This is a genomic window from Desulfatiferula olefinivorans (assembly GCF_054657895.1).
This window is the reverse complement of record NZ_BAAHXV010000014.1, coordinates 17,231-38,601: the sequence shown is the minus strand read 5'-3', so window position 1 is coordinate 38,601 and position 21,371 is coordinate 17,231. Positions and strand designations below refer to the sequence as shown.

Annotated in this window: 16 protein-coding genes; 8 read left to right on the top strand and 8 right to left on the bottom strand. The window is 53.6% G+C overall.

Going from position 1 to position 21,371, the window contains the following annotated elements; genetic code table 11:
- Positions 1 to 343 precede the first annotated feature (343 nt).
- The 5 genes from ACYQ11_RS11605 to ACYQ11_RS11585 form a co-directional block, all read right to left on the bottom strand.
- On the bottom strand, positions 344 to 3,631 hold the full coding sequence (locus ACYQ11_RS11605) for an efflux RND transporter permease subunit (RefSeq protein ID WP_459923950.1): 3,288 nt from the start codon (positions 3,629 to 3,631) through the stop codon (positions 344 to 346).
- Complete coding sequence (locus ACYQ11_RS11600; protein WP_459923949.1) at positions 3,628 to 4,821, bottom strand: efflux RND transporter periplasmic adaptor subunit; 1,194 nt, start codon at positions 4,819 to 4,821, stop codon at positions 3,628 to 3,630. The genes ACYQ11_RS11605 and ACYQ11_RS11600 overlap by 4 nt, the downstream gene beginning before the upstream one ends.
- A 21-nt stretch (positions 4,822 to 4,842) precedes the next feature.
- Complete coding sequence (locus ACYQ11_RS11595) at positions 4,843 to 6,219, bottom strand: TolC family protein (RefSeq protein WP_459923948.1); 1,377 nt, start codon at positions 6,217 to 6,219, stop codon at positions 4,843 to 4,845.
- 592 nt (positions 6,220 to 6,811) lie between these two features.
- On the bottom strand, positions 6,812 to 8,617 hold the full coding sequence (phaC, locus tag ACYQ11_RS11590; protein ID WP_459923947.1) for a class I poly(R)-hydroxyalkanoic acid synthase: 1,806 nt from the start codon (positions 8,615 to 8,617) through the stop codon (positions 6,812 to 6,814).
- Between the two features lie 118 nt (positions 8,618 to 8,735).
- Positions 8,736 to 8,996, bottom strand: coding sequence for a hypothetical protein (locus ACYQ11_RS11585; protein ID WP_459923946.1), 261 nt, complete (start codon positions 8,994 to 8,996; stop codon positions 8,736 to 8,738).
- Between ACYQ11_RS11585 and ACYQ11_RS11580 the strand changes: the two genes are divergently transcribed.
- The 6 genes from ACYQ11_RS11580 to ACYQ11_RS11555 all read left to right on the top strand — a co-directional run bounded on the left by ACYQ11_RS11580 (position 8,995) and on the right by ACYQ11_RS11555 (position 15,946).
- On the top strand, positions 8,995 to 9,186 hold the full coding sequence (locus tag ACYQ11_RS11580) for a hypothetical protein (protein ID WP_459923945.1): 192 nt from the start codon (positions 8,995 to 8,997) through the stop codon (positions 9,184 to 9,186). The two genes, ACYQ11_RS11585 and ACYQ11_RS11580, sit on opposite strands and share 2 nt — an antisense overlap.
- Before the next feature lie 156 nt (positions 9,187 to 9,342).
- Positions 9,343 to 10,041 (top strand): FadR/GntR family transcriptional regulator, encoded by a 699-nt coding sequence (locus ACYQ11_RS11575; RefSeq protein WP_459923944.1) that lies wholly within the window; start codon positions 9,343 to 9,345, stop codon positions 10,039 to 10,041.
- Positions 10,042 to 10,130: 89 nt separating this feature from the next.
- Positions 10,131 to 12,491, top strand: a complete 2,361-nt coding sequence (locus ACYQ11_RS11570; RefSeq protein WP_459923943.1) for a pyruvate formate lyase family protein — start codon at positions 10,131 to 10,133, stop codon at positions 12,489 to 12,491.
- Positions 12,492 to 12,508: 17 nt separating this feature from the next.
- Positions 12,509 to 13,429, top strand: coding sequence for a glycyl-radical enzyme activating protein (locus tag ACYQ11_RS11565; RefSeq protein ID WP_459923942.1), 921 nt, complete (start codon positions 12,509 to 12,511; stop codon positions 13,427 to 13,429).
- 36 nt (positions 13,430 to 13,465) lie between these two features.
- Positions 13,466 to 14,236 carry a hypothetical protein gene (locus tag ACYQ11_RS11560; RefSeq protein ID WP_459923941.1) on the top strand — a complete coding sequence of 257 codons (771 nt, stop codon included), beginning with the start codon at positions 13,466 to 13,468 and terminating at the stop codon, positions 14,234 to 14,236.
- Positions 14,237 to 14,356: 120 nt separating this feature from the next.
- Positions 14,357 to 15,946 carry an amidohydrolase gene (locus ACYQ11_RS11555; RefSeq protein ID WP_459923940.1) on the top strand — a complete coding sequence of 530 codons (1,590 nt, stop codon included), beginning with the start codon at positions 14,357 to 14,359 and terminating at the stop codon, positions 15,944 to 15,946.
- 30 nt (positions 15,947 to 15,976) lie between these two features.
- Here ACYQ11_RS11555 and ACYQ11_RS11550 read toward each other — a convergent pair whose 3' ends face one another.
- The 3 genes from ACYQ11_RS11550 to ACYQ11_RS11540 all read right to left on the bottom strand — a co-directional run bounded on the left by ACYQ11_RS11550 (position 15,977) and on the right by ACYQ11_RS11540 (position 19,422).
- The gene (locus ACYQ11_RS11550; RefSeq protein WP_459923939.1) at positions 15,977 to 17,131 is read right to left on the bottom strand and encodes a hypothetical protein; all 1,155 of its coding nucleotides are present in this window, start codon (positions 17,129 to 17,131) and stop codon (positions 15,977 to 15,979) included.
- A 132-nt stretch (positions 17,132 to 17,263) separates the two neighbouring features.
- On the bottom strand, positions 17,264 to 18,073 hold the full coding sequence (locus tag ACYQ11_RS11545; RefSeq protein WP_459923938.1) for a PP2C family serine/threonine-protein phosphatase: 810 nt from the start codon (positions 18,071 to 18,073) through the stop codon (positions 17,264 to 17,266).
- 125 nt (positions 18,074 to 18,198) lie between these two features.
- Positions 18,199 to 19,422, bottom strand: coding sequence for a glycosyltransferase family 4 protein (locus tag ACYQ11_RS11540; RefSeq protein WP_459923937.1), 1,224 nt, complete (start codon positions 19,420 to 19,422; stop codon positions 18,199 to 18,201).
- Positions 19,423 to 19,590: 168 nt separating this feature from the next.
- On the opposite strand from ACYQ11_RS11540, the gene ACYQ11_RS11535 reads away from it, so the two are divergent.
- Together ACYQ11_RS11535 and ACYQ11_RS11530 are read left to right on the top strand one after the other, a co-directional pair.
- Positions 19,591 to 20,442, top strand: coding sequence for a radical SAM protein (locus tag ACYQ11_RS11535; RefSeq protein WP_459923936.1), 852 nt, complete (start codon positions 19,591 to 19,593; stop codon positions 20,440 to 20,442).
- The gene (locus ACYQ11_RS11530; RefSeq protein ID WP_459923935.1) at positions 20,424 to 21,278 is read left to right on the top strand and encodes a substrate-binding domain-containing protein; all 855 of its coding nucleotides are present in this window, start codon (positions 20,424 to 20,426) and stop codon (positions 21,276 to 21,278) included. Before ACYQ11_RS11535 ends, ACYQ11_RS11530 begins: the two co-directional genes overlap by 19 nt.
- Positions 21,279 to 21,371 lie beyond the last annotated feature (93 nt).

Below are 21,371 nucleotides of genomic sequence, written 5' to 3'. Positions count from 1 at the left end.
TTCAAACGCGTCCCAATATCGGGCCGTCAATTCATCTAAGGGCTGTCGTCGGATCACCGGTCGTCGTTGAGAGGAGAGCACGATCAGAAAATGCGATCGAATCCGTGTGAAAAAAGAAGGGATTACCCTAAGGTGTCATATCAAGACGCCTTGGTTTGTCCAATGGCGTCGCGACAATCGAAAGCTCGACTTAAAGTGACGCGACAGGGCCTCGCCGATCATGTAAAAAAGCGGGAACAAGATGATGAGTTAATCCTTCTCCTTTGGTAAATGGTAGCAGTAGCAAGCGGGCGGGAAATCCAAACGGATTTCCCGCCTTTTGCATTTGGGGGGTGACGGCTTTTTACGCGTCTGCCATGGGTTGGTCCTCGGGAACAAAGGCTGCGAAAAAGCGGTCAAGCCGTTTGGTTACCGATTCGTTGATCGAATAGAGCGTGGGGACCACCACCAGGGTGAGAAAGGTGGCCACAAGCAGTCCGAAGATCACCACGATGGACATGGATTTCCAGTACTGGGACGTTTCACTGACCAGGGATATGCTCATTGTGCGGAAGTTGATGGAGATGCCGGTCACCATGGGGATCAGGCCCAGGACGGTGGTGATGGCCGTCAGCATGACCGGCCGGAGTCGTGTGGCCCCGGCCGAGATGATGGCCTGCCGGGTGTCCATGCCCCGCTCTTTGAGCTTGTTGGTGTAGTCGATCAGCACGATGGCGTTGTTGACCACGACACCGGCCAGGGAAATGACCCCCACGCCGGACATGATGATGCCGAAGGGGTAGCCCATGATCGTCAGCCCCAAAAACACACCGCCTAAGGACAGAATCACCGAGGTCATGATGATCATCGGCTGGGTGACCGAATTGAACAGGGTCACCAGAATCAGGAAGATCAGAAAAATGGCGATGATAAAGGCTTTGGACAAAAAGGCCTGCGCCTCGTCCTGGGCCTCTCCCTCCCCGGTGAATTTGATGGCGTAGCCGTCGGGCAGGGAGAATTTTTTCAGGATCTTTTCCGCTTCGATCCGGATCACCGATCCGGTGGTCCTCGTCTCGTCCACGTTGGCCTTGACCGTGACCACCCGCTGGTGATTGATCCGGTTGATGTCTCCGAGGGAGCCTGAAAAGGAAATGTCGGCCACCGTGGTCAGGGGGATCAGCCGTCCGCTCGGCGACGGGATCATCAGGCTGTAGAGGACATCGGTGATGTTCCGGTTTTCATCCGACAGCTTGACGGTGATGTCGTAGTCTTCTCCCGCCTCGCGGTAGGTGGAGACCGTGTAGCCGTTGTAGGCCGTTTTCAGGGCAAAGCCGATGTCGCCGGTGGACAGGTTGAACAGAGCCGCTTTCTGCCGGTCGATGGTCACTTGGATCGAGGGGATGCTGTTCATGTAATCATCCCGTACATCCGCAGTCAGAGGGATGCCGGAAATAATGGTCTGGACCCGTTTGGACAGATCCCCCAGCACGGTGAAATCGTCACCTGAAATTTCGATGTTGATGGGATCGCCGGTGGGCGGCCCTTCCTCCTCTTCCATCACGGTGATCCGGGCGCCTGGAATGCCCTGGATTCGATTCCGGATGAGCGCCATGTCCGCGGACGTGGGAGTGATGCGCTCCTCGAAGTCCATGAACTGGATACCCAGATGATTGGCGGATATGCGTGAAAACAGTTTGCTGCCGAATTTTTTCACCGACGTGGCGTAGATGTATTCCACATTGTTGATGTCGCTGGGGCCCATGAAGGTTTCGCCGTGGATGTTTTCATGGGTTTGAAGCACATAGGCCTGCCGGTATTGTTCGGACAGGGAAAGGGACGGGTCGTCGGTGTGATTGACCGCCGTTTCGACCTGTTTTGTAATGGCGTCGATGTATTCCAGGTCCGCGCCCTCGGGGGGATCGATATTCACGTAAATGTTTTTCGGGTCCACGCTGGGGAAAAACTCCACGGGTTTTTCAAGGCCCGTGGTGAGCAGCCAGATCTGAATGAAGATGATCAGAGCCAGAAAGGACCCGATCATGACTTTTATCCGGTTGTCCAGGGCGTATTCCAGGGTCCGGGCATAAAGATTCAGAATCGGCCCGGTGATGGGGATGGGTTCCTCCCCTTTTTTTTCGATTTCCTCGGCCGAGAGTCGTACACCCGACCGGGCACGCCCTTTTTTCAGTTTCATGAAATAGGCACACAAGGCCGGGTTGATGACAAGGGCCACAAACAGGCTTGCGGTCAGGGTCACGATCAGGGTCAGAGGCAGAAACATCATGAACTCGCCCATGATGCCCGGCCAGAACAGCATCGGTGAAAAGGCGGCCACGGTGGTCAGGGTGGAGCCGATGACCGGGTAAGCCACCTCGGAGGTCCCCTTCATGGCGGCTTCGAGCCGCGGCACCCCTTGCTCCATGTATCGGTAGATGTTTTCGACGATGACGATGGCGTTGTCGACCAGCATGCCCAGGGCCAGTGTCAGGGAAAACAGAACCACCATGTTCAGGGTGACGCCCATGATTTGAAGGGCGGTAAACGACAGAAACATGGAAAAGGGAATGGCCAGGGCCACCAGAAATGCGTTGCGGAACCCCAGGGCGAACAGAAGGACCACCACCACCAGCAGCAGGCCCGAGAGGATGTTGTTCTCCAGGTCCATGACCATCAGGTGGATGCCCTTGGCCTTGTCCATCATTTTGGTGACCTGGGTTCCTTTGGGCCAGCCGGGTTTTTGTTGGTCGATCAGGCGGTCGATCTCCTCGGAGATCCGGATGATGTTTTCACCGCTTCGCTTCTTGACCGAGATGTTGACCGATTCCCGGCCGTTCAGCCGGGACCGGCTTTCCTCGTCCTTGAACCCGTCGACGATGCGGGCCAGATCCTTGAGATACACGGGCCTGCTGTCAATGGTGGCGATCACCAGGCCGTATATTTCATCGGGGGTGGAAAATTCACCCGGCACCCGGAGCTGGTACCTTCCGTCACCCAGGGAGATGGACCCCCCCGAGGTGTTGGTGTTTTCGCTGGGCACCACCGAGGCGAAGGCCGTGATGGGAATATGATAGTAGGCCAGCTTGTCCGGGTCCACCTCGATGATGATTTCACGCTCGCTGCCGCCGGTCACATCGGCTTCGAGAACCCCTTGAATGGACTCGATGTCCTCTTCCAGATCGTCGGCGATGCGCTTGAGGGCGCTGACTCCGCAATCGCCGTTGAGCGAATAGACCACGATGGGCATTTCCGACAGATTGACTTCATAAACGGAGGGGTCATCTTCCAGGTCCGTGGGAAGATCGCGCTTGGCTTCGTCGACCTTGTCCTTGACTTTTTGGAGTACCTCGTCGATATCGGTCTTCGGGATGAACTCGATGTTGATCTTGGATTCTCCCTCCGCACTCACCGAACTGATGTTTTTGACCCGCTCAAGGCCCTTGAGTTTCTTTTCGATGGGAATGGTGATGGCGGTTTCGATGTCCTCCGAGGCCACCCCCTTGTATGTGGTGGAAATGAACACGTAGGGAATGGTGATGTCCGGTTCGTTTTCCCTGGGCAGAACATTGTAGCTGTAAATGCCGGCCACCAGAATGATCAGGGCCAGGATAAGCACGCTGACCCGGTTGGTGACGGCGGTATCCGAAAGGATCATCGCAGCAGCTCCTCCTGTTCCTTACGGGAGCGGATGATATGGATTTTCTGGCCGTCGGATACGCTGCGCTGGCCCACGGTGATCACCTGATCGCCCGCCGAAAGGCCCGTTGTTATTTCAACCATCCATCCGTCCTGGATGCCGGTTGTTACCTCCCGGGAGACGGCGGTGTCGACGGGGGCCTGATCGGGCAGGCCCAGGGCCGCAAGAGCCGCTTCAATCAGTTCGAACCGGGGATTCTTTTCAGCCAGGTAGACGATTTTTTTATCGTTGATCGACACCACCGCATACAGGGGCACGGCCAGAGCGTTTTCGACGGTTCGTTTGACCAGAGAGACCCGGCCGAACATGTCCGGAAGAATGTCGCCGTCCGGGTTGTCGACGGTCAGTTCCAGGTCGTAGGCCCGTGCCAGAGATCCGGCGGTCCTTGTCAGATGTCTGGCGTTGGCCCGAACCACCCGGCCTTCCAGGGCATCCACCCGGATATCGAAGGTTTTGAGAAAACGGACGGCGTGGACATCGGATTCAGGGATATTCACGTTAAAGTAAATGGGATCGGTCCGGATGATTTCCATGACAGGGTTGCCCATGTCCATGAACTGTCCCTGTTCGATGAAGATCCGGTTGACAAGGCCGGGCACCGGAGCGGTGATGCGGCATTTTTCAAGGTCGACGGCGGCAACCCGCATGGCGGCCAACTGGTTTTTCATCTGGGCCGTGACCGCATCGAGGTCCGTCTTGTTGGACAGATCGGAACGATACAGCGTTTCCAGCCGTTCTTTTGAGGAAAGGGCGTTCTCGTAGTTGGCTTTGGCCGCGTTGTAGGCGTTTTTGTATTTGGTGTCGTCGACAAGGGCCAGAAGCTCTCCCGCCTGGACCCGGGTGCCTTTCTCGACACGTTTTTCCATGATCATGCCCGATACTTCCGAGGCCACGGTCAGGGAGGTCGACGGTGTAAACGAACCGGGCAGGCTGAGTCTGTCACGGATGGTCCGGGGCTCCATGGCCATGGTCACGACGTTGATGGCCGGGGCGTCTTCTTTGCGAGCGGCCTTTTTTTCCTGCTGAAGGCGATCGCTTTTGGCCTGACAGCAGACGCCGAGAACGATCATCACGAAAACCGTGATGATGATGGGCAGCACGCTTCCTTTTTTGGATCGTGGTCCGGCGGTGGTGTTTTTGCGTCTCATGATCATTCCTGTGGGACCTTGTTATCGGGCTGAAAGTGTCCGGACGGTTTCGTCGAGAAACGAGCCCACGGACCGTTTGAGTTTCAGGATCGACAGTTTGAAGCCGAATTCGGCGTCGGCCAGCTCCCGTTCCGCCGAGACGAGCAGGGTATTGGCGTCCATCATGTCCACACTGTTTGACAGTCCGTGTTTGAACTGCTGGGACACGGCGGTGAAGTTCTGTTTTGAAAACGACAGCTTGTCGTTCAGGGAGGCCAGCCGGCTTTTCTGGGTCATCACCTGAAGATAGGCGTCTTCGATATCCAGAAGGATCTGTTTGCGCGTTTCGGAAAGGGCCAGCCGGGCCTGACGTTCCCGGGCCCGGGACTGGGTGATCTCCGCGCTGCGCAGCCCCCCGTCAAAAAGCGTGAAGGTCACGTTCGCAGCCAGTTTGTACGCCGTCGTGTCCTGATCGAAGGACAGGTCGCCCGAATTGTCGTCATTTTGTTTCCCGTACTGACCTTCCACACTGAGGCTGGGCCAGTAATCCCCCTTGGCCAGTTTGACGCTTTTTTCGGAGACGGTCTGGGCCAGGCGGGCGGATTTGATCTCCGTTCGCTTGCTCAAGCCTTCTTCCTTGAGGGTTTCAAGCGAGGGGATGGGCAGGTCTCCGGTCTGGGCATCCGGCTCTTGAAGTTCGAAATCTTCGGGCAAACGGACCAGCGAACGCAGGCCGGCCCGGGCGAGCATGAAGCGGTTCCGGTCTTCGATGAGTTTGGCCTGAGCGTCGGACAGCTCGGATTCGGCGCGATACATGTCGGTTTTGGTCACGTCTTCGAGCCTGAGCCTTGCCTTGACGGCATCGCGGTGGGTTTCCAGACGTCTAACGCTGGCTTTGGCGATCTCCCATCCTTTCTGGGCCCTCAGCACATTATAGTAGGCCCCGGCCACCTGGTACAGGTAGCTTTCTTTTTGGGTGTTCAGGTCCAGGCCGCTTTTTTCGATGATGTCCTTGCTGATGGACAGGGCGGTCAGTTCCTTGCCGTTCAGGGTGAACGACTGGTCGAACCGGAGGCCCCAGGCCAGTGAATCGGTGGTCAGATCGAGTGAGGCGGGCATGGTGGGCTGCGCCGGATCCGTATCCTGCGCAGCATCGGTCCAGCTGTAGCTGCCGAACGCCGTGAACCTCGGGATCAGCACGGCCCGGGCCCGGTCCTTGTCTTTTTCTGCGATGAGGACATCTTCCTGGGCCCGTTTGATGCTTTCGGCTTCGGCCAGGGCCAGGGTGTAGAGATCATTCAGGGAAAAGGGCTGTGACGGGTCGGACGAGGGGGACTTTGAATCGGCCGTGGCGGCCGCGGGTGTCCATGTGACAATGGCCAGGACGGCCAGGACGGCAAAAAAAGCTCTGGGGATCATAACAACGCCTCGTGATGACTATCGGTTGAACGAACGTGTCATGCCGGGGACAGGGCTTCGACCAGCCGATACAATTTTGGGTGAAAACGGTTGCCATGACGCTGAACGGATGAAGACGGACCGGATGAAATCGTCGGATCGACACGGATCCCTGTATGTTCATCCCCCTCCCGAGTCCGCAGATGGTCCGTTTGTCATGGGAATGCATGTATGTGATCATCAATAAATAACGGGCAATATATCCCGCAGGTCATACGGTGTCAAGGGGCTTGCACACGCCATCGCGACCTATGGGGCGTGCCCTGTGGGTAACGTTTCATGAAATGTGTCGGGAATTGATGAACTCTTAAAACGTCATCTCTTTCACGGATGGGGCGTTGCCCTGCAACATGTCCCGGTATGTCCGGCGAATCAAGGATATGAAACATGATGGCTTCGTAAAAAATCCGATTTTAAGCGTTGCGCTTCATCCCTCGTCACTGCGGCGTACCCTAATTACCCCTCATTCATAGGGATTCGCGACGCCTTGAACTTGACCTTTTTTCTTTGCCGGCATGTGATGACTTTTTACGAGTTCATCAAACATGCGCGTTCAACCATTGTCAGACCATGACTGCAACTTTTTTTTCACATAGCTTCCCGGGGCATCTTCGATGGCCTTGTATCGTTTGTTTCCCGGTTTTCTTTTCTGGACTTTCACCCCCGCATACTCCCTGTTCCATCCATTCCAGTTGTTCCACCAGGACCCCGCCCGCCAGGTACTTGCCGTGAACCATTCTTCCGGAGATTCCGGCAGGGCATCGGAAAGCCGGTACCCATACTTGTTTTTTTCAGGCGGATTGATGACGCCGGCAACATGGCCCGACCCCGCAAGGACAAACCGGACCGGTCCGGAAAGAATGCGGCATCCATGGTAGGAGCCTTTCCATAAAACGATATGGTCCTCTTCCGTGGTAAGAAAATAGGCGGGGGTCGTGATGGCCGACAAATCGATGGGCACACCTTTGAGGACGATCCCGCCGGGCTCTTTCAACTTGTTTTCGATATACATTTTGTTGAGGTAGAACATGTACATATTGGCGGGAAGATTGGTCGAATCGGAATTCCAGTATAAAATATCGAAGGGTAAAGGCGTTCTTCCTTTCAGGTAGTTGTTGACCACATAGGTCCAGATCAACTCGTTGGATCGTAAGAGGTTGAAGGTCTGTGCAAGCTGATGCCCATCGAGGTAGCCCTTGGCCATGATGTTCTTTTTAAGATCGTCGAACTGTTCTTTGTCAACGAAAATACCCAGATCGCCGGGGTCTGAAAAATCGATGAGAGTGGCGAGATAGGTCAGGGAAGCAAATCGGTCTTCGCCTTTTCCGGCAAGGTATGCCGCCGTCGAGGCGAGCAGCGTGCCGCCCGTACAGTATCCCATGGCCGACACTTTTTTTTCTCCGGTTATATCCTCGATGATATCAAGGGCTTTTAAGTGGCCCATCTCCATGTAATCTTCATATTTCACATGGGCGTGGCGGCTGTCGCAATTGACCCAGGAAATCATAAAGACCGTATACCCCTTTTTAACCAGCCACCTGACAAGGGAATTGCTTTCGTTTAAATCCAGTATGTAGTATTTGTTGATCCAGGGAGGCGATATCAGTATGGGGGTTGAATAGACGTCTTTCGTTACCGCTTCATATTGTATCAGCTGCATCAGTTCATTCTGAAAAATGACCTTGCCGGGGGTCGTCGCTATATTTTCCCCGAGTTCAAAGGCATGCGGGTCGGTCATTTTAATATGGATATTGCCGTCGGCACAGCTGACGTCGTTGAGGAAGTTCTCAAAGCCCCTGATAAGATTGTCTGCACCCGTTTCAAAGGTGATTTTCAACAGCTCGGGATTTGAAAAAAGAAAGTTGGACGGCGACAGGGCATCAGTGATCTGTTTTGTGAAAAAGACGATTTTCTTTTTTTTCTGTTCATCGATCCCGTCGATTTTCGAAACCATTTCATTGATATTGTCGGATGTTACCAGATAGAAATCCCGCAAGAATTTATAGAACTGGTTGGAGTCCCATTCGTCGCTTTTGAAACGCTTGTCCGTATGCAGGGCGCGGAGGCTCTCATCCGGTTCGATGCCGCCGATAAGGTTGCCCAGGAAACACTCTGTCAGGCGCATATAATCCGAAATGAAACGCTGCTGGACGTCGAGAAATTTTTCAGGGTCCAAAAAATATTTCATCACCGGCTCACTGTAGTCCGTCAGCATCATCCAGTCTTTTTTGAAATCCGAGGCAAGGGTTTGTTTATTCATGAAAAATGACAAAAGGCCCTGCTGTTTGTGAATCATTTGGTTCATCAGTTCGATGATCTTGACGAGATTGACTCCGGCATTGCTTTTCGTTTCAGACATGGACGCCTCCATTCGTGACGTGAGACCTGTGTATTGACATACTGCCGTTGCCGTCAATATGTCCGCGGTGAGATTGTATTAAAATCTATACACTGTTTATACGGCCTTTAGCAAGGCTCTATAAGGCACGTTCTCCCGCGCGCTTTGTCTGCCTGACGCTCAGTGCCTCTTTCACTTTGTTCTTTCCATAGGCAAGGGCCTGGTCCATTTTCCAGGCGGTATACTCTTCGTCACCGTCTGACAAGGCGGTGAGAATCTCTTTGTGGTTCCGAAGGGCCGTTTCAGCGGCGCCCGGCAATGCGTAGAAAAGAAGACTGTAATAACGGTAGGCGGGTTTGAAGGAATTGAAAAGAAGCTGGGCCACCATGTTGTCCGCCATGGACACAATGCCCGCATGGAAGTCGAAATCCGCCTCGGCCAGGGTCAGAACCCAGGCCGGCGTCTCCGGTGCGGGACAATTGGCGTCAGGAACGGGCAGGACGGGGGGGGATCAGACGGCGGAATTCCAGCAGGGACAAAAGGGTGTCGTTGTCGAGGCCCTGCCGGATCGGCATGAGGTGGATCAGTAAACCCCAACCCCCGCACTAAAAATCGCAATCCGCAATCCTTGATATTGGTAATACCAGAATTTCATTAAACTGCATTTTTAACGCCTTATTATTTAATAATTGACAATTTATATCATGATATGTATAGACTGGTATTACCAATTAACGGGAGGGACTATGCAAGACAATCCACTGCGTGTTGAAGCCGTTGTTAACGGATTACGGGAAGAAATTTTAAACGGCATACTGGAAAGGGAAAGCAGACTGCCGTCCGAAAGAGAACTTGCAGAAAAATTTGACGTGAGCCGCGTTACGATCAGAACAGCAATTTCAAGACTTTCTCAGCTTGGATTTGTGAGGACGGTTCCCAAAAGCGGGACATATGTGAACGATTATCTTGAAAATGCGTCAGTCGATCTGCTTGTCGATATCATCAAAAACAGCCGGAAGGTAGACAACGAGATGCTTCTGGCCCTGACGGACGTCAGAAGACTTATTGAAGTCTATTCTGCCGGGAAGTGTGCTCAAAAAATAACGGATGACGAGCGTTTTCGGCTGGAAGCCCTTGTTGCAGATATGGAAAACCATGCCGCGGACCCATACATGATTGCGGAAAAGGACTATGCCTTTCATATGGAAATCGTGAGGATCGGCAGGAATCCGGTTCTCCGTGTTCTGATGAATTCCACCGGGTCCATTTTCAGGTACTATTTGAATTATTATTACAAAATGCCGGGAAAGGCTGAAGGGATTCGTCCCTTTTATAAACGTTTTCTCAAGGCACTTGAAATGAAAGACGAACGGTATGCTGAATTTACAATGGGAGAATTGCTTTCATATGCAGAGATTGGCGTTAAAGAGGCAATCAGTGAATAAACAAAAAAGAACGGTTCCACATCCAGAGTGCCGAACCCGTTATCTCATATTTTAAAAATGGTATAGCCCGTTAAATATGGAGGTGCTGAATGCCTGATCGCATAACATCGTTAAAAGAGACTTTACATAGAAACAAACCGGCGATCTGCCCGGAAAGAGCTCTTCTCTGGACAGATTATTATAAGAAAAAAACGAACCGGGAAAAGCCTGTGGCAATTCAGATAGCTGAAGCAGTTCGTCATGTGATTATGAATAAAACCGTTCACATTTATCCGGATGAACTGATCGTGGGCAATTACACCTCAAAGCGTGTCGGCGGTATTATTTATCCGGAACTGGCGGGAATGGGTACGTTACTGGAAATCTATAAAATCCATAAACGAAAAGTGAATCCACTGACAACAAATGCAGCCGAACGGCGAAAGCTGTTATCGATTATTCCATTCTGGCTTACACGTGCCCTGCATTTCAAGGCCTTTACATCCCTGCGTGAAAAACATGCTTTTACATTCAGAAACCTGACTGCCCGCCAGTATCAGGTATATGAAGCCGGAGGTATAGGGCACCTGGCACCGGACCATGAAAAATTGTTACGGATCGGGACCACAGGCATCATCAGAGAGGCGGAGAACTATCAGAATGAAACCAGTGATCCGCACAAACATGCCTTTTATGAGGCGGTAAAAATTTCGGCCAACACATTGGCTGAATTTGGCGAGCGGTATGCCGAATGTGGAGAAAAAATGGCGGGCAGAGAAAAAAATCCGCAAAGAAGAACTGAGCTTGCTGAAATTGCAGCCATTTGCAGAAGTGTCCCCCGCAACGGCGCAAAAACCTTTCACGAGGCGGTTCAATCGATGATGTTTGCTCACATTGCCATTTTTCAGGAAAGTCTTGGCGAGGCGATTTGCCCGGGCCGTATGGACCAGATATTGTACCCATATTACCAAAAAGACATAAAGGAAGGGCGCATTTCACGCAGGCAGGCAAAAGAAATTCTGGCTTCATTTTGCATTAAAACGTGTGAAACCGTTCCTGCATGGCCAAATATTCTGGATAAAACAATGAATGGCCTTCCGAGCTATCAGGTGGTCACCGTCGGAGGTGTCGATAGAGACGGAAATGATGCGACGAATGAAGTCAGCTATATCTTTCTTGAACTCATGGATGAACTGCGCATGCGGCAACCCAATTTTCATGTCCGTCTTCATAGGAACACACCGAAAAAATACCATGATGAGGTAATCCGTATTACCACAGGCTGCGGCAGTGCCCCTGCCATTTACAATGATGAAATTATCATCAAAACAATGGTTTCCAACGGGTATTCAATTGAAGATGCCAGGGATTATGTAGCTATTGGCTGTGTGGAGCCGACGTCTCAGGGAAAGACGCTGGGTTCCACAGATGCAGCCATTATCAATCTGCCGCTGGCTCTTGAAATGGCCCTTAATGAGGGGCGGCCGTTCCACTCAATCAAGGGATCAATCTTTCGATTTGGGGCAAAGACCCGGCCGGTTTCAAAAATGAAATCCATGGCCGATATCAGAGATGCCTATGAAAAACAGGTCAAACACCAGATGAATAAGCTGCACTATGACCTTCAGGCCATTGAAAAGGCCCATACTGAATGTCATCCCACACCAATGACAAGCATGCTTATTGACGGTTGTCTGGAGAAAGGCATTTGTTCAACCGGCGGTGGTGCGACCTATATTTTTTCCGGTATCCAGGGGGTCGGTGTCTCCACAGTTGGGGATGCCCTCTATGCGATCGAAAAGGCGGTGTTCACCGATAAATTAATCAACATGGACACCCTTGTACATCAGCTCAAAAATAATATTCCGGACGACACCCTGCAGATACGCTTGAGACGCATGGAAAAATTCGGAAATGATCATGAGAAAGCGGATTCATGGACTCGATATGTTGCCGATCACTATGCAGATGTTGTTACATCCCTTGGCAGAAATACCAGGGGCGGCAAGTATCTTGCCGGTCTTTATTCCAACACAACTCATGTCCATTTTGGCAGTGTTGTGGGGGCCCTGCCGAACGGAAGAAGAGCCGGCGAACCCTTTGCATCCGGCATAGCACCTGAAAACGGCATGGACAAAAAAGGAGTTCTTGCTGTGATAAACTCCATGAACCGGCTTGACTTTACGAAATTTGCCAACGGCATCAATTTTAACATCAAATTTGATACGGCAAGCTTTGACAATGAATCCGGCAGAAAGGCTCTCGCCGCAATGTTCGACGTCTATTTTAAACAGGGGGGCATGCAGGTCCAGGTGAACATGCTCAATTACCGGATGCTCCTTGACGCACGGAACGACCCGTCCCTGTATCCGAACCTTCTGATTCGTATTTCCGGTTACTCCGCCTACTTTAACGACCTTTCCCCCGAGTTAAAGGATGAAATCATTTCAAGGAGTTTCAATGCTGCGTAAATTAAGGATCTAAGAAAATGAAAAGTGAGCCATTACTATTTGATATTAAAGGAAGCTCCATGGATGACGGCCCAGGAATCAGAACTGTTGTTTTTTTCAAAGGGTGCCCTCTTTCATGTATCTGGTGTCATAATCCGGAAAGCAAAAGTCAGTCAGCAGAACTTCTTTTTAATGTGGGAAAATGCATTGGCTGTGGGAACTGTATAAAAACCTGTACAAAAGGGGCTGTTTCCAGCAGTTTGACAAACTTTATCGACAGAGAAAAATGTGTACTCTGCTTTAAATGTGCTACCAACTGCCCTTCAGGAGCTCTTGAGCAGATCGGTATGCCAGTGTCCATCGATTCACTGATGGCAAAGCTTTTAAGGGATAAGCCCTTTTTTGATGCTTCCGGCGGAGGGGTCACGCTTTCCGGAGGTGAATCCTTAATGAATATGGGGTTTGTCTCGGAATTACTGGCGTGTTTGCACGGGGAAGGCGTTCATACCCTGGTTGAGACCTGTGGGGTTTTTAATTATACGTCTTTCGAAAAATCGGTTTTACCCCACACTGACACTGTTTATATGGATATTAAACTGATCGACCCTGATGAGCATAAAAGATACTGTGGGCTGTCAAACGAGGTTATCCTTAAAAATTTTATCTATCTAAAGGATGCCGCTTGTTCAGGGGATCTCGATTTATTACCCCGAATCCCGCTGATACCGGGAATAACGGATACTCCGGATAATTTAGACGGCATTGCCGGGTTTTTAAAGGATAACCACTGGCAACGGGTTCAACTACTGCCCTACAACCCTTTGTGGGTTGAGAAGAATCGTTTAACGGGAAGTATTTCTGCCCCGGAGCAACATGACCTTATGAAAAAATTTATGCCTGAAGAAAAAATTGAAGCCTGCAGAGAGATTTTTATTTCAAAGAGAATAACGCTGGTTTAACCGGCGATATAACGATCACATATGGAGAGAGCTAAAATGAATGCAAAGAATTACATTAAACTTGTTTGTCTGACAGTGGCGGCGACCCTGCTGTTTGAAATGAGCCTGCTTGCCGGAGTGGAGACTGTATCAGAGCGAATCTATCAGACAGTCCATCTATTATCGATGGGGGTACTGATAACAGGACAGATTCTTCTCCTGTACACGTTGAAGGGGAATAATCCCGACAAACGTTATATCATACTTGCCACATGTGGTTTGATCTCAACCGGTATCGGCGATTATGTTAACAGTTCTTTATCTGCTGTCACTCCGGTTTCATCAAAGCTGACTTTTGCCCTGTTTGTTTTTGGCATTGGCTACGTTCTTTATATTATCAATCTCTGTTTCGCTGTGAAAGAAGCGGATCCATCCAGAAAAATTCAAACGAAGTATGTTTTCCTCTTAAGCGCAGTTGTGCTTATGATTAATATGGTTTCCTGGAATAATCATCTGGTATCCCTTGTGGAAGGATTTTTTCTTCTTTCTTACGGCGGGTTTGTTTTTAACGTGACGATTTATGTAGCCATGCCGGTGGCAGGGGTTTTATACGGGTATAAAACCGGCTGGTCGATTCCTGGATGGATCATTATCATCGCCTCTATCTTTCTCCCCTGTTCTGACCTGATTCTTTTTGATTCATGGCTTGTGGGTAATCCTGATTATCCGACTCGTGAGCTGTATGCCTACAATTGGGTAATCTATTTCGGCGGTCAGTGTCTCATGTCTCTGTTGCCTGCATTTATGGTTGTCGCTTCGAAAAAATAAATCGGGTGCTTTAGGGAACCATCCAATTCGATTGATTAAATTTCATTTTCTGATAATAGATCTCTATCGGCCGACGTCTGAATGTCTAACCGGATCATCAATGAGCGAATGGATGGAATTATGCGGATTTTTCATGGGAAAATCATTTCTCTGGATCGGAAGAACACGGTTCACAGCTACCTGGTCGAAGACCGGGGGCGGATTGTCTTTGTGGGTGAGACCCTGCCGGATCACTATGCACGCGCAGTAGGCGCCGATGTTGTGGAGCTGGGAGCGCGGGCCCTGGTTCCGTCGTTCGGTGACGCCCACATGCATTTTTCAAGCTGGGCCCTGATCGCCGTGTCGTATTTCGATGTGAGAAACGCAAAGGATATCCCTGAAATACAAAAGATCATCCGGGATGAAATGGCCGGGACCAAACGAAAGAAAGCGGTGATCGCCTTTGGAGCGTCCAAGCATTGTGTGACGGAAAAGAGACTGATCCTGCGGGAAGAGCTTGACGCCGCCTGTCCGGACATTCCCCTTATCATTGTCTGTTATGATGGTCACTCGGCGGTGGTCAACAGCAAGATGCTTGAAAAATTCCCCGATCGCATCAAGCGCCTGCGGGGGTTCGACGGGGACAGGGGGCATCTGTTCAACGAAGCCTATCTGGCCGGAACGGATTTCGCCTCATCCCTCGTGCCGCCCATGGATCTCGTGGGCAGCATCATCAAAGGGTTCGATCTGCTGGCGGAAAAGGGCATCGGCATGATTCACGCCACCGAAGGCATCGGGTTTCCCAAGGATCTCGACGTCACCCTGGTGAGTCTGATCGCCCGGGCCGCCGCGAAGAAAAACCGTTTCCAGTCACGTCTTTTTTTCCAGACAATGGCGGTTGACAAAGTGCTGAAACGAAAGCTGCCGCGTATCGGCGGCTGTTTCGCAACGGCCCTCGACGGCTGCTTCGGGGCCTGTGACGCGGCCCTGCATGAGCCTTACAGCCATGATCCGGACAACCGCGGCATCCTGTTTCAGGACGAAGAAACGGTCATCGATTTTGCGAAAAAGGCCAATCGGGCGGGACTCCAGATTGAACTGCACGCCATCGGCGACGAGGCGGTGTCCCGGGCGGTCAAGGCCATCGAGGCCGCTTTGCTGGATTATCCGAGGGACGATCATCGCCATACGATCATCCACGCCTGCCTCATGCGCGATGAGGATATGAAAAAAATCGCCGATCTCGGCATCGGCATCACCCTCCAGCCCGCCTTTCTGATCAGCTCCCTCGAACCTGCGTCCTATCTGGAAGAGATCCTGGGCGACCGCGCGAGGAAAGGTTCTCCCATTAAATCAATGATCGATGCGGGGATTCATGTGAGCGGCGGGTCCGACGCGCCCGTGACCTATCCCGATCCCATCGAGGGCATCTATGCCGCCTGCAATCATCCCTATGATCCGGCCCAGTCCGTGTCCGTCGCAGAGGCCCTTGCGATGTTCACCCGTGAAGTCGCCTGGACCAGTTTCGACGACAAGGAACGCGGAACCCTGGAAGCAGGCAAGGTGGCCGATATGGTCATTCTGAACCGCGATCCCCTTGCCATGAAACCTGAAGATCTTCGGTCGTTGAAGGTGGAGACCTTGTTTCTCGAGGGCAAAACATACCGCCCGGGAATGGGTGTCGGGGGAATGCTTGTGAACGGCCTTTCGGGGTTTCGGGAAAAGATCTGATCGGCGACAGCGTGACGCAATCGTATCGCTTCACTTTACATGAATTTTCGGGATGCCACTGGCGGGAATGATCCGTTTGAGGCCGGGTCGTATTCCGTCGGCGGGGCAGATGCGGCCCTCGCCGGCAGGTACCCTGGCCTCGTCGGGAAGTGTGACGAAAAAACCCCGATCCATGTGCGGGGCAAAGACTCGTCGCACGTCGGTCAGGTCAAATAAAATCGTCGTTTCACGGATCTCGATTCGGGTCAGGTCTTGAAACACGATTTGGGCCAGGGCGTCCTCGACATCGGGAAGGAAGATCATGCCGCAGGCCTCGGCGTTTGTTTTCAAAAAATCAATCCAGCCATCGACCACCGTTGGGTTCCGGGCCGGGTCCCGGTGGAGAAGGTTGGCCCAGTGAAGGGGCAGCACCGGATGCCCGAAGTCAAAGCGGGGCGATGCGGTGGCCTGTTCCCAGGAGACCGGGGCCTGTCCCCGCTCGATCAACGTGACGCCGCATTCCTCGGTGATTCGGGGAAACATCGGCGGACGATGCTGCCGGGCCTTTGCAAACGCTGTCAGCACAAAACGGATTCCGGCGTCGGCAAGAATCCCCTGCATGCCGTCGCAGCCGTTGCCGAAGGCGTGATGGAGAGCCGGGGGAATGAACACCTGCGGAAAGGATGCGGTGAACCCGGCCTCGTGAAACAGCCGTGCGCAGTGTTCAAGGTGGGCGATGACCGTTTGGCGGTCACGCAGGTTTCCCGCTTCGTCATGAAATTCGCTGCGGCACATCCGGCCATGATCCCAGAATTCATGACCCAGGCCGTGAAGGGCCAGGGCCAGATGGCCGGGATGGTCGTTGATGAGGTCGCGGGCGCGGCGCTGATGGTCGCGGGCGACGGCGCAGCCATGCCAGGCGGTTCCCAGCCAGGTTGACGAGGGGCAGTCCCGAAGGTATCCTTTGCGGTCCCATTCGCACAGCACCATGCCGGCGAAGATCTGCGTTCCAAGCCCCCTTGCAAGCCGTATCAGGGACTGATAATCGGCGGGGACATGGGGGCGCCCCAAACCGGTTCCGAAGGGCTCGTTTTTTTTTCGGTCGCCGTGTCCGTCCCACCACCCCACATCCTCCACCACGATGAGAAGCGGCCGGGGAAGGCTTGCGTCAATGCGAAGGGGGGCAGGCAGGTCCTTGTGGGCCATGGGCATCGATCCTAATGTCGGGAGACCGTCAATTTCTTTGTCGGGGCCACCGTTTTCGTTGTCATCACCGTGAAAAATTATGCGGCAGATCCATGAAACATGCAAGCCCGGATTGTCGAAACGAGTCTTTAATCACAGGGTGATGGCAACGGCGGCGATGTCGTCGTGGGGTTTGAAGCGGGGGTAGCGTTTGCAATCCGGGTCCGTTTTTTCGATGCGTCGCACGTGATCCCGCAGGGCTTTGAGGCCGCCTTCCATGAAGATGTCTACAAAGGTGTCGAAATCCGGTTCACGGTCCGGATGGGGCGAGGGGAGAAACAGGCCGTCGGTGAACAGAAGAATGTGGTTGACTCCCTCACGAGAGACCTTGCCGGTGTTCAGAAATCGTTCAAAATGAGCTTCGCCGTTCAGCACCCCGTAGGTCACGTTCATGCCCGCCCGGATTTTTCGGATCTGATCGCTCAGAAGATCGAATATTTTTTTTTCTCCGGCCGTGCGTGCCAGGTCTTTCCACATCAAAAGCGTTTCCCGGTCATGGTCGTAATCGTTGACCGGGATATGGTAGCTGCCGTCGTCATAGATCAGAAGCAGGAGGGAATCGCCGGTCTGGACCCATTCGATAACATCGTCGAGGATGCGGACCACGGCGCAGCTGGTGCTCCACAACGCGGCCTTGTCCGCCACATCGACCCCGCATGAGAGCATTTTTTCGTAAATGGCCGTGTTGGCACGGTGGGCAAGACCGTGAAGCGGCCCCTCACCGGTGAGGAAGACGTCGCTTGCGATCCGCGATGCGAGAAACCCGCCGGTTTTATCGTTGTCGTAGGTGTCACGGGTCAGGCTGGTGGCGCCGTCGAACACCCCGAAAAGCCTGCCGTTCAGGGAAATCGCGTCCTCGTTGATCCGACCCGACCCCTTTTCATGAATCATGTCCGTTTTCATCTGACCATTTACCCCGATTAAATCATTGAAACACGGAGTATAAAATAAACGGCCCGTTTATCGGGGTCAAATTGATAATCCGGATGGATTGACACGGGAGTATTGGTATGGGCCATGGATGGGGATCAGACCAGGCTCTTGTAAAGGGCTTCGATACGGTTGAAGACCGTTTCCCAGCTGTGGTGACGCCTGACATGATCGATAATGTCGCTTGAAAGGGGGCCGTCGGTCTCGATGGTCCGGATCACGTTTTCCATGGCCCGGGCCAGGCGGTCCCGGATCAGGGGCCGATCTGTATCAAAAGGCCGATCGACGGTTTCAAGGGGGGGGAGTTCAATCAGTTCACCACAGCCGGGGGGAAGATCCGCCACCAGCTCACGGATCCCCGGCAGATCCGTTGCAACGATGCGGCAGCCCGAGGCCAGGGCTTCGATGAGAACCAGGGGCAGTCCTTCGAAGAACGACGGCAGCACGAAAAGATGGGATGAGCGCATTTTTTTCGCCAGATCAGACGGTGACAGGGGTCCCAGGCATGACGCCCGTTTCCCCTGAGCCTCCGCAAGGGCCATGCACAGGTCCGCCTCGGCACCCGCTCCCGATCCGGCCAGGGTCAGGGTGATCGGGCGGTGGCGAAGCCGTTCGTGGGCAAGGCTTTCGATGAGAAGGGGCACGCCCTTGCTTTCTGACAGTTTTCCCGCATACACCATGGAAAACGGCGGCGGCTGCGGTTTGGGCGCCGGATAAAAAAGGGCGGGGTCATAGCCCGAGGGCACCACATGGACCGTGTCGCCGTTCAGGCCGAACATCTCGCAGATCTGTTTTTTCTGATGCCCGGTGAGGGCGAGGACGGCGTCGATCTTCGGTATCTCGTCCATGATATGCCGGCGCAGGTGCGGGCAGTTATAAAACTGCCGGAGGTCGGTGCCGTGACAGCTGACCACCATGGGGATATGGGGAAACATCCGGCGGGCCAGGGCGCTCATCAGCCACAGATGGTTGCTGTGGATGATATCCGGCGGGTTTTCCTGGACCGCACCACGGATGATGCCTTCAAAAACGGTCAGATAGGCGTCGATCTGAGAAGGTTCAAGGTCTGAAAACCGGCTGCTGGGATAGGGCATCACATCGCTCATGCCGGGAATGGAAAAGGACAGGGGCTCCCGGCCGAAAAGCGCCAGATGGACGGGGTCTGCTCCGATAAGGTTCACGTCCGGACGATCTTCCGTGGCGCAGGCCGCCACCAGGGAGCAGCGATGGCCCGACCGGACGGCACGGTCAATGAGAGCCCGGGTGTAAATCCCGCTGCCTGTTTTTTCCGGTAGCTGGCTGAGAAGATACAGGATATTCATGGTGCGATTATTCCACAGAATATCGGGTCGATCAATAGAATAGTGTGATTGTCCGTATCAGGATCGCCGATTATCAGGCCCAAGCCCATCGAGATTAAAAATTGGAAATATTTTTTTATCCATACTAATTCCCTGTGATTCATTCATCGACTCAAGAAAAAAGGACATATGATGGCTGTGATCGCCCCCGAACATCTTCCCGACCACCCCTGCATGAATGACCGGGCCCATCATCGGGTGGCCCGGATTCATCTTCCCGTGGCCTTGCGCTGCAACATCCGTTGCGGGTACTGCCAGCGCAGCATCGGTCGTTCCGATGACCGGACAGAGCGGCCCGGTATCTGCGATAAGATTATGAATCTGGAGGAGGCGGTCCGTACGGCCCGTGATTTCGTATCGGAATGGGGGCCGAGGGCCATCGTGGGCATCGCAGGCCCCGGCGATCCCCTGGCCAATCCGGAAACCTTTCAAACCCTCGAGGCCATAGCCCGGGATCTCCCCGACGTCCGGCTCTGTCTGTGCACAAACGGGCTGAATCTTCCCGATTCCGTGGAGAGGCTGGCCGCCTGCGGCCTGGGTTATGTGACCGTGACCGTCAACGGGGTGGACCCGGCCATTACCTCGCGCATTCATCACTGGGTCGAAGACGGCGGCATCCGGAAAACCGGGACGGGCGGGGCTGAGGTTCTTCGTGACCGGCAGCTTCGGGGCATTGAGATGGCCGTCTCTGCCGGAATGTTCGTCAAAGTCAACACGGTGGCCGTACCGGGCATCAACATGGACCATATTCCTGAGATCGCAAAAACCGTTGCCCAACTGGGTGCGTCCGTGATGAACGTCATGCCGCTGATTCCCATGGGAACCTTCGGTCATCTGACGGCACCGGGCCGGTCTGACATGGCGGGCCTTTACCGGGCCTGCGGCGAGTATCTGAGCGTCTTCACATCATGCAAACAATGCCGGGCCGATGCCCGGGGCATTCCAGGAAAGGAGCGTTGCGCATGGAAAAAAACGGCATAAGCAGGCGGTCGTTCATTAAAACGGGGGGGCTGGCCCTGGGCGCGGGTCTTGCCGGGAGCGGCCAGGCCTTTGCGGCAGACGAGACGCCCCGAACCCTTCAGGTCTGGTCCTGCGGCGGGCTGGCCGAGGCGTTTATCCCGGCCAACCGTTTGTTTGAGGAAAAAAACAACGCGTCGATCGCATACACCGGAGCCTTTGCCGGCGCTTTGGGCAAATCCCTTTTAGGCGGAAGTGCGCAGACCGAGGTGTTCGCGCCCAGGGTGCTCGATCTCGCCAAGAAACTCAAGGCCCAGGGCAAGATGCTTTTTTTCGAGCCCCTGTGTTTTACCCGGTATGTCGTGGCCGTGCCCAAAGGAAATCCCGCCGGGATTTCCACGGTAGAGGACATGGGAAAGGCCGGCGTTCGAACGGTGTTGATTCCCGATGCCTCGCCTCCCGGAGGGGCGGCGTCCATGGCCGTCCTAAAGAAAGCAGGGGTTCTGGACCAGGCCATGAAAAACGCCGTCACCCTGGGCGACTGCGTTCAGACCGCGGTGACCGATCTGGTTTCGGGAAAGGGGGATGCGGCCGTCATCGAAGAACGCATCACACGGCTGCCCGAGTTTGAGGGACGTCTCGAAACGCTGCCGATTCCCGAGGCCTTGATTCCGCCGCCACCCGTTCCGTTCACCATCGGCGTGATGACCTGGGCCAAAGACAGAGATCTGGCCGATGCGTTTGTGCATTTCATCCTGTCGGAGACGGGGCAGGCGTGTTTTGAAAAGGCCGGATTCATCCCGGCCCGTTCCGAGGAAGGTCGCAGGCTGGCCGCAACATACGGGGTGACGGCTTCGTAAAACGTCCGATATCTGCGTTGCGCGTCATCCCTCGTCACTGCGGCGTACCCTTAGTACGCCGCTCCTCGGGACTCGCAAGCCTTGATCTCGAAC

Bases quoted from the DNA above. Each gene is read 5' to 3' on its own strand.
- ACYQ11_RS11605 (WP_459923950.1), bottom strand. From the start codon at position 3,631: ATGATCCTTTCGGATACCGCCGTCACCAACCGGGTCAGCGTGCTTATC.
- ACYQ11_RS11600 (WP_459923949.1), bottom strand. From the start codon at position 4,821: ATGAGACGCAAAAACACCACCGCCGGACCACGATCCAAAAAAGGAAGC.
- ACYQ11_RS11595 (WP_459923948.1), bottom strand. From the start codon at position 6,219: ATGATCCCCAGAGCTTTTTTTGCCGTCCTGGCCGTCCTGGCCATTGTC.
- phaC (WP_459923947.1), bottom strand. From the start codon at position 8,617: ATGTCTGAAACGAAAAGCAATGCCGGAGTCAATCTCGTCAAGATCATC.
- ACYQ11_RS11580 (WP_459923945.1), top strand. From the start codon at position 8,995: ATGGACACAATGCCCGCATGGAAGTCGAAATCCGCCTCGGCCAGGGTC.
- ACYQ11_RS11585 (WP_459923946.1), bottom strand. From the start codon at position 8,996: ATGGCGGACAACATGGTGGCCCAGCTTCTTTTCAATTCCTTCAAACCC.
- ACYQ11_RS11575 (WP_459923944.1), top strand. From the start codon at position 9,343: ATGCAAGACAATCCACTGCGTGTTGAAGCCGTTGTTAACGGATTACGG.
- ACYQ11_RS11570 (WP_459923943.1), top strand. From the start codon at position 10,131: ATGCCTGATCGCATAACATCGTTAAAAGAGACTTTACATAGAAACAAA.
- ACYQ11_RS11565 (WP_459923942.1), top strand. From the start codon at position 12,509: ATGAAAAGTGAGCCATTACTATTTGATATTAAAGGAAGCTCCATGGAT.
- ACYQ11_RS11560 (WP_459923941.1), top strand. From the start codon at position 13,466: ATGAATGCAAAGAATTACATTAAACTTGTTTGTCTGACAGTGGCGGCG.
- ACYQ11_RS11555 (WP_459923940.1), top strand. From the start codon at position 14,357: ATGCGGATTTTTCATGGGAAAATCATTTCTCTGGATCGGAAGAACACG.
- ACYQ11_RS11550 (WP_459923939.1), bottom strand. From the start codon at position 17,131: ATGGCCCACAAGGACCTGCCTGCCCCCCTTCGCATTGACGCAAGCCTT.
- ACYQ11_RS11545 (WP_459923938.1), bottom strand. From the start codon at position 18,073: ATGAAAACGGACATGATTCATGAAAAGGGGTCGGGTCGGATCAACGAG.
- ACYQ11_RS11540 (WP_459923937.1), bottom strand. From the start codon at position 19,422: ATGAATATCCTGTATCTTCTCAGCCAGCTACCGGAAAAAACAGGCAGC.
- ACYQ11_RS11535 (WP_459923936.1), top strand. From the start codon at position 19,591: ATGATGGCTGTGATCGCCCCCGAACATCTTCCCGACCACCCCTGCATG.
- ACYQ11_RS11530 (WP_459923935.1), top strand. From the start codon at position 20,424: ATGGAAAAAAACGGCATAAGCAGGCGGTCGTTCATTAAAACGGGGGGG.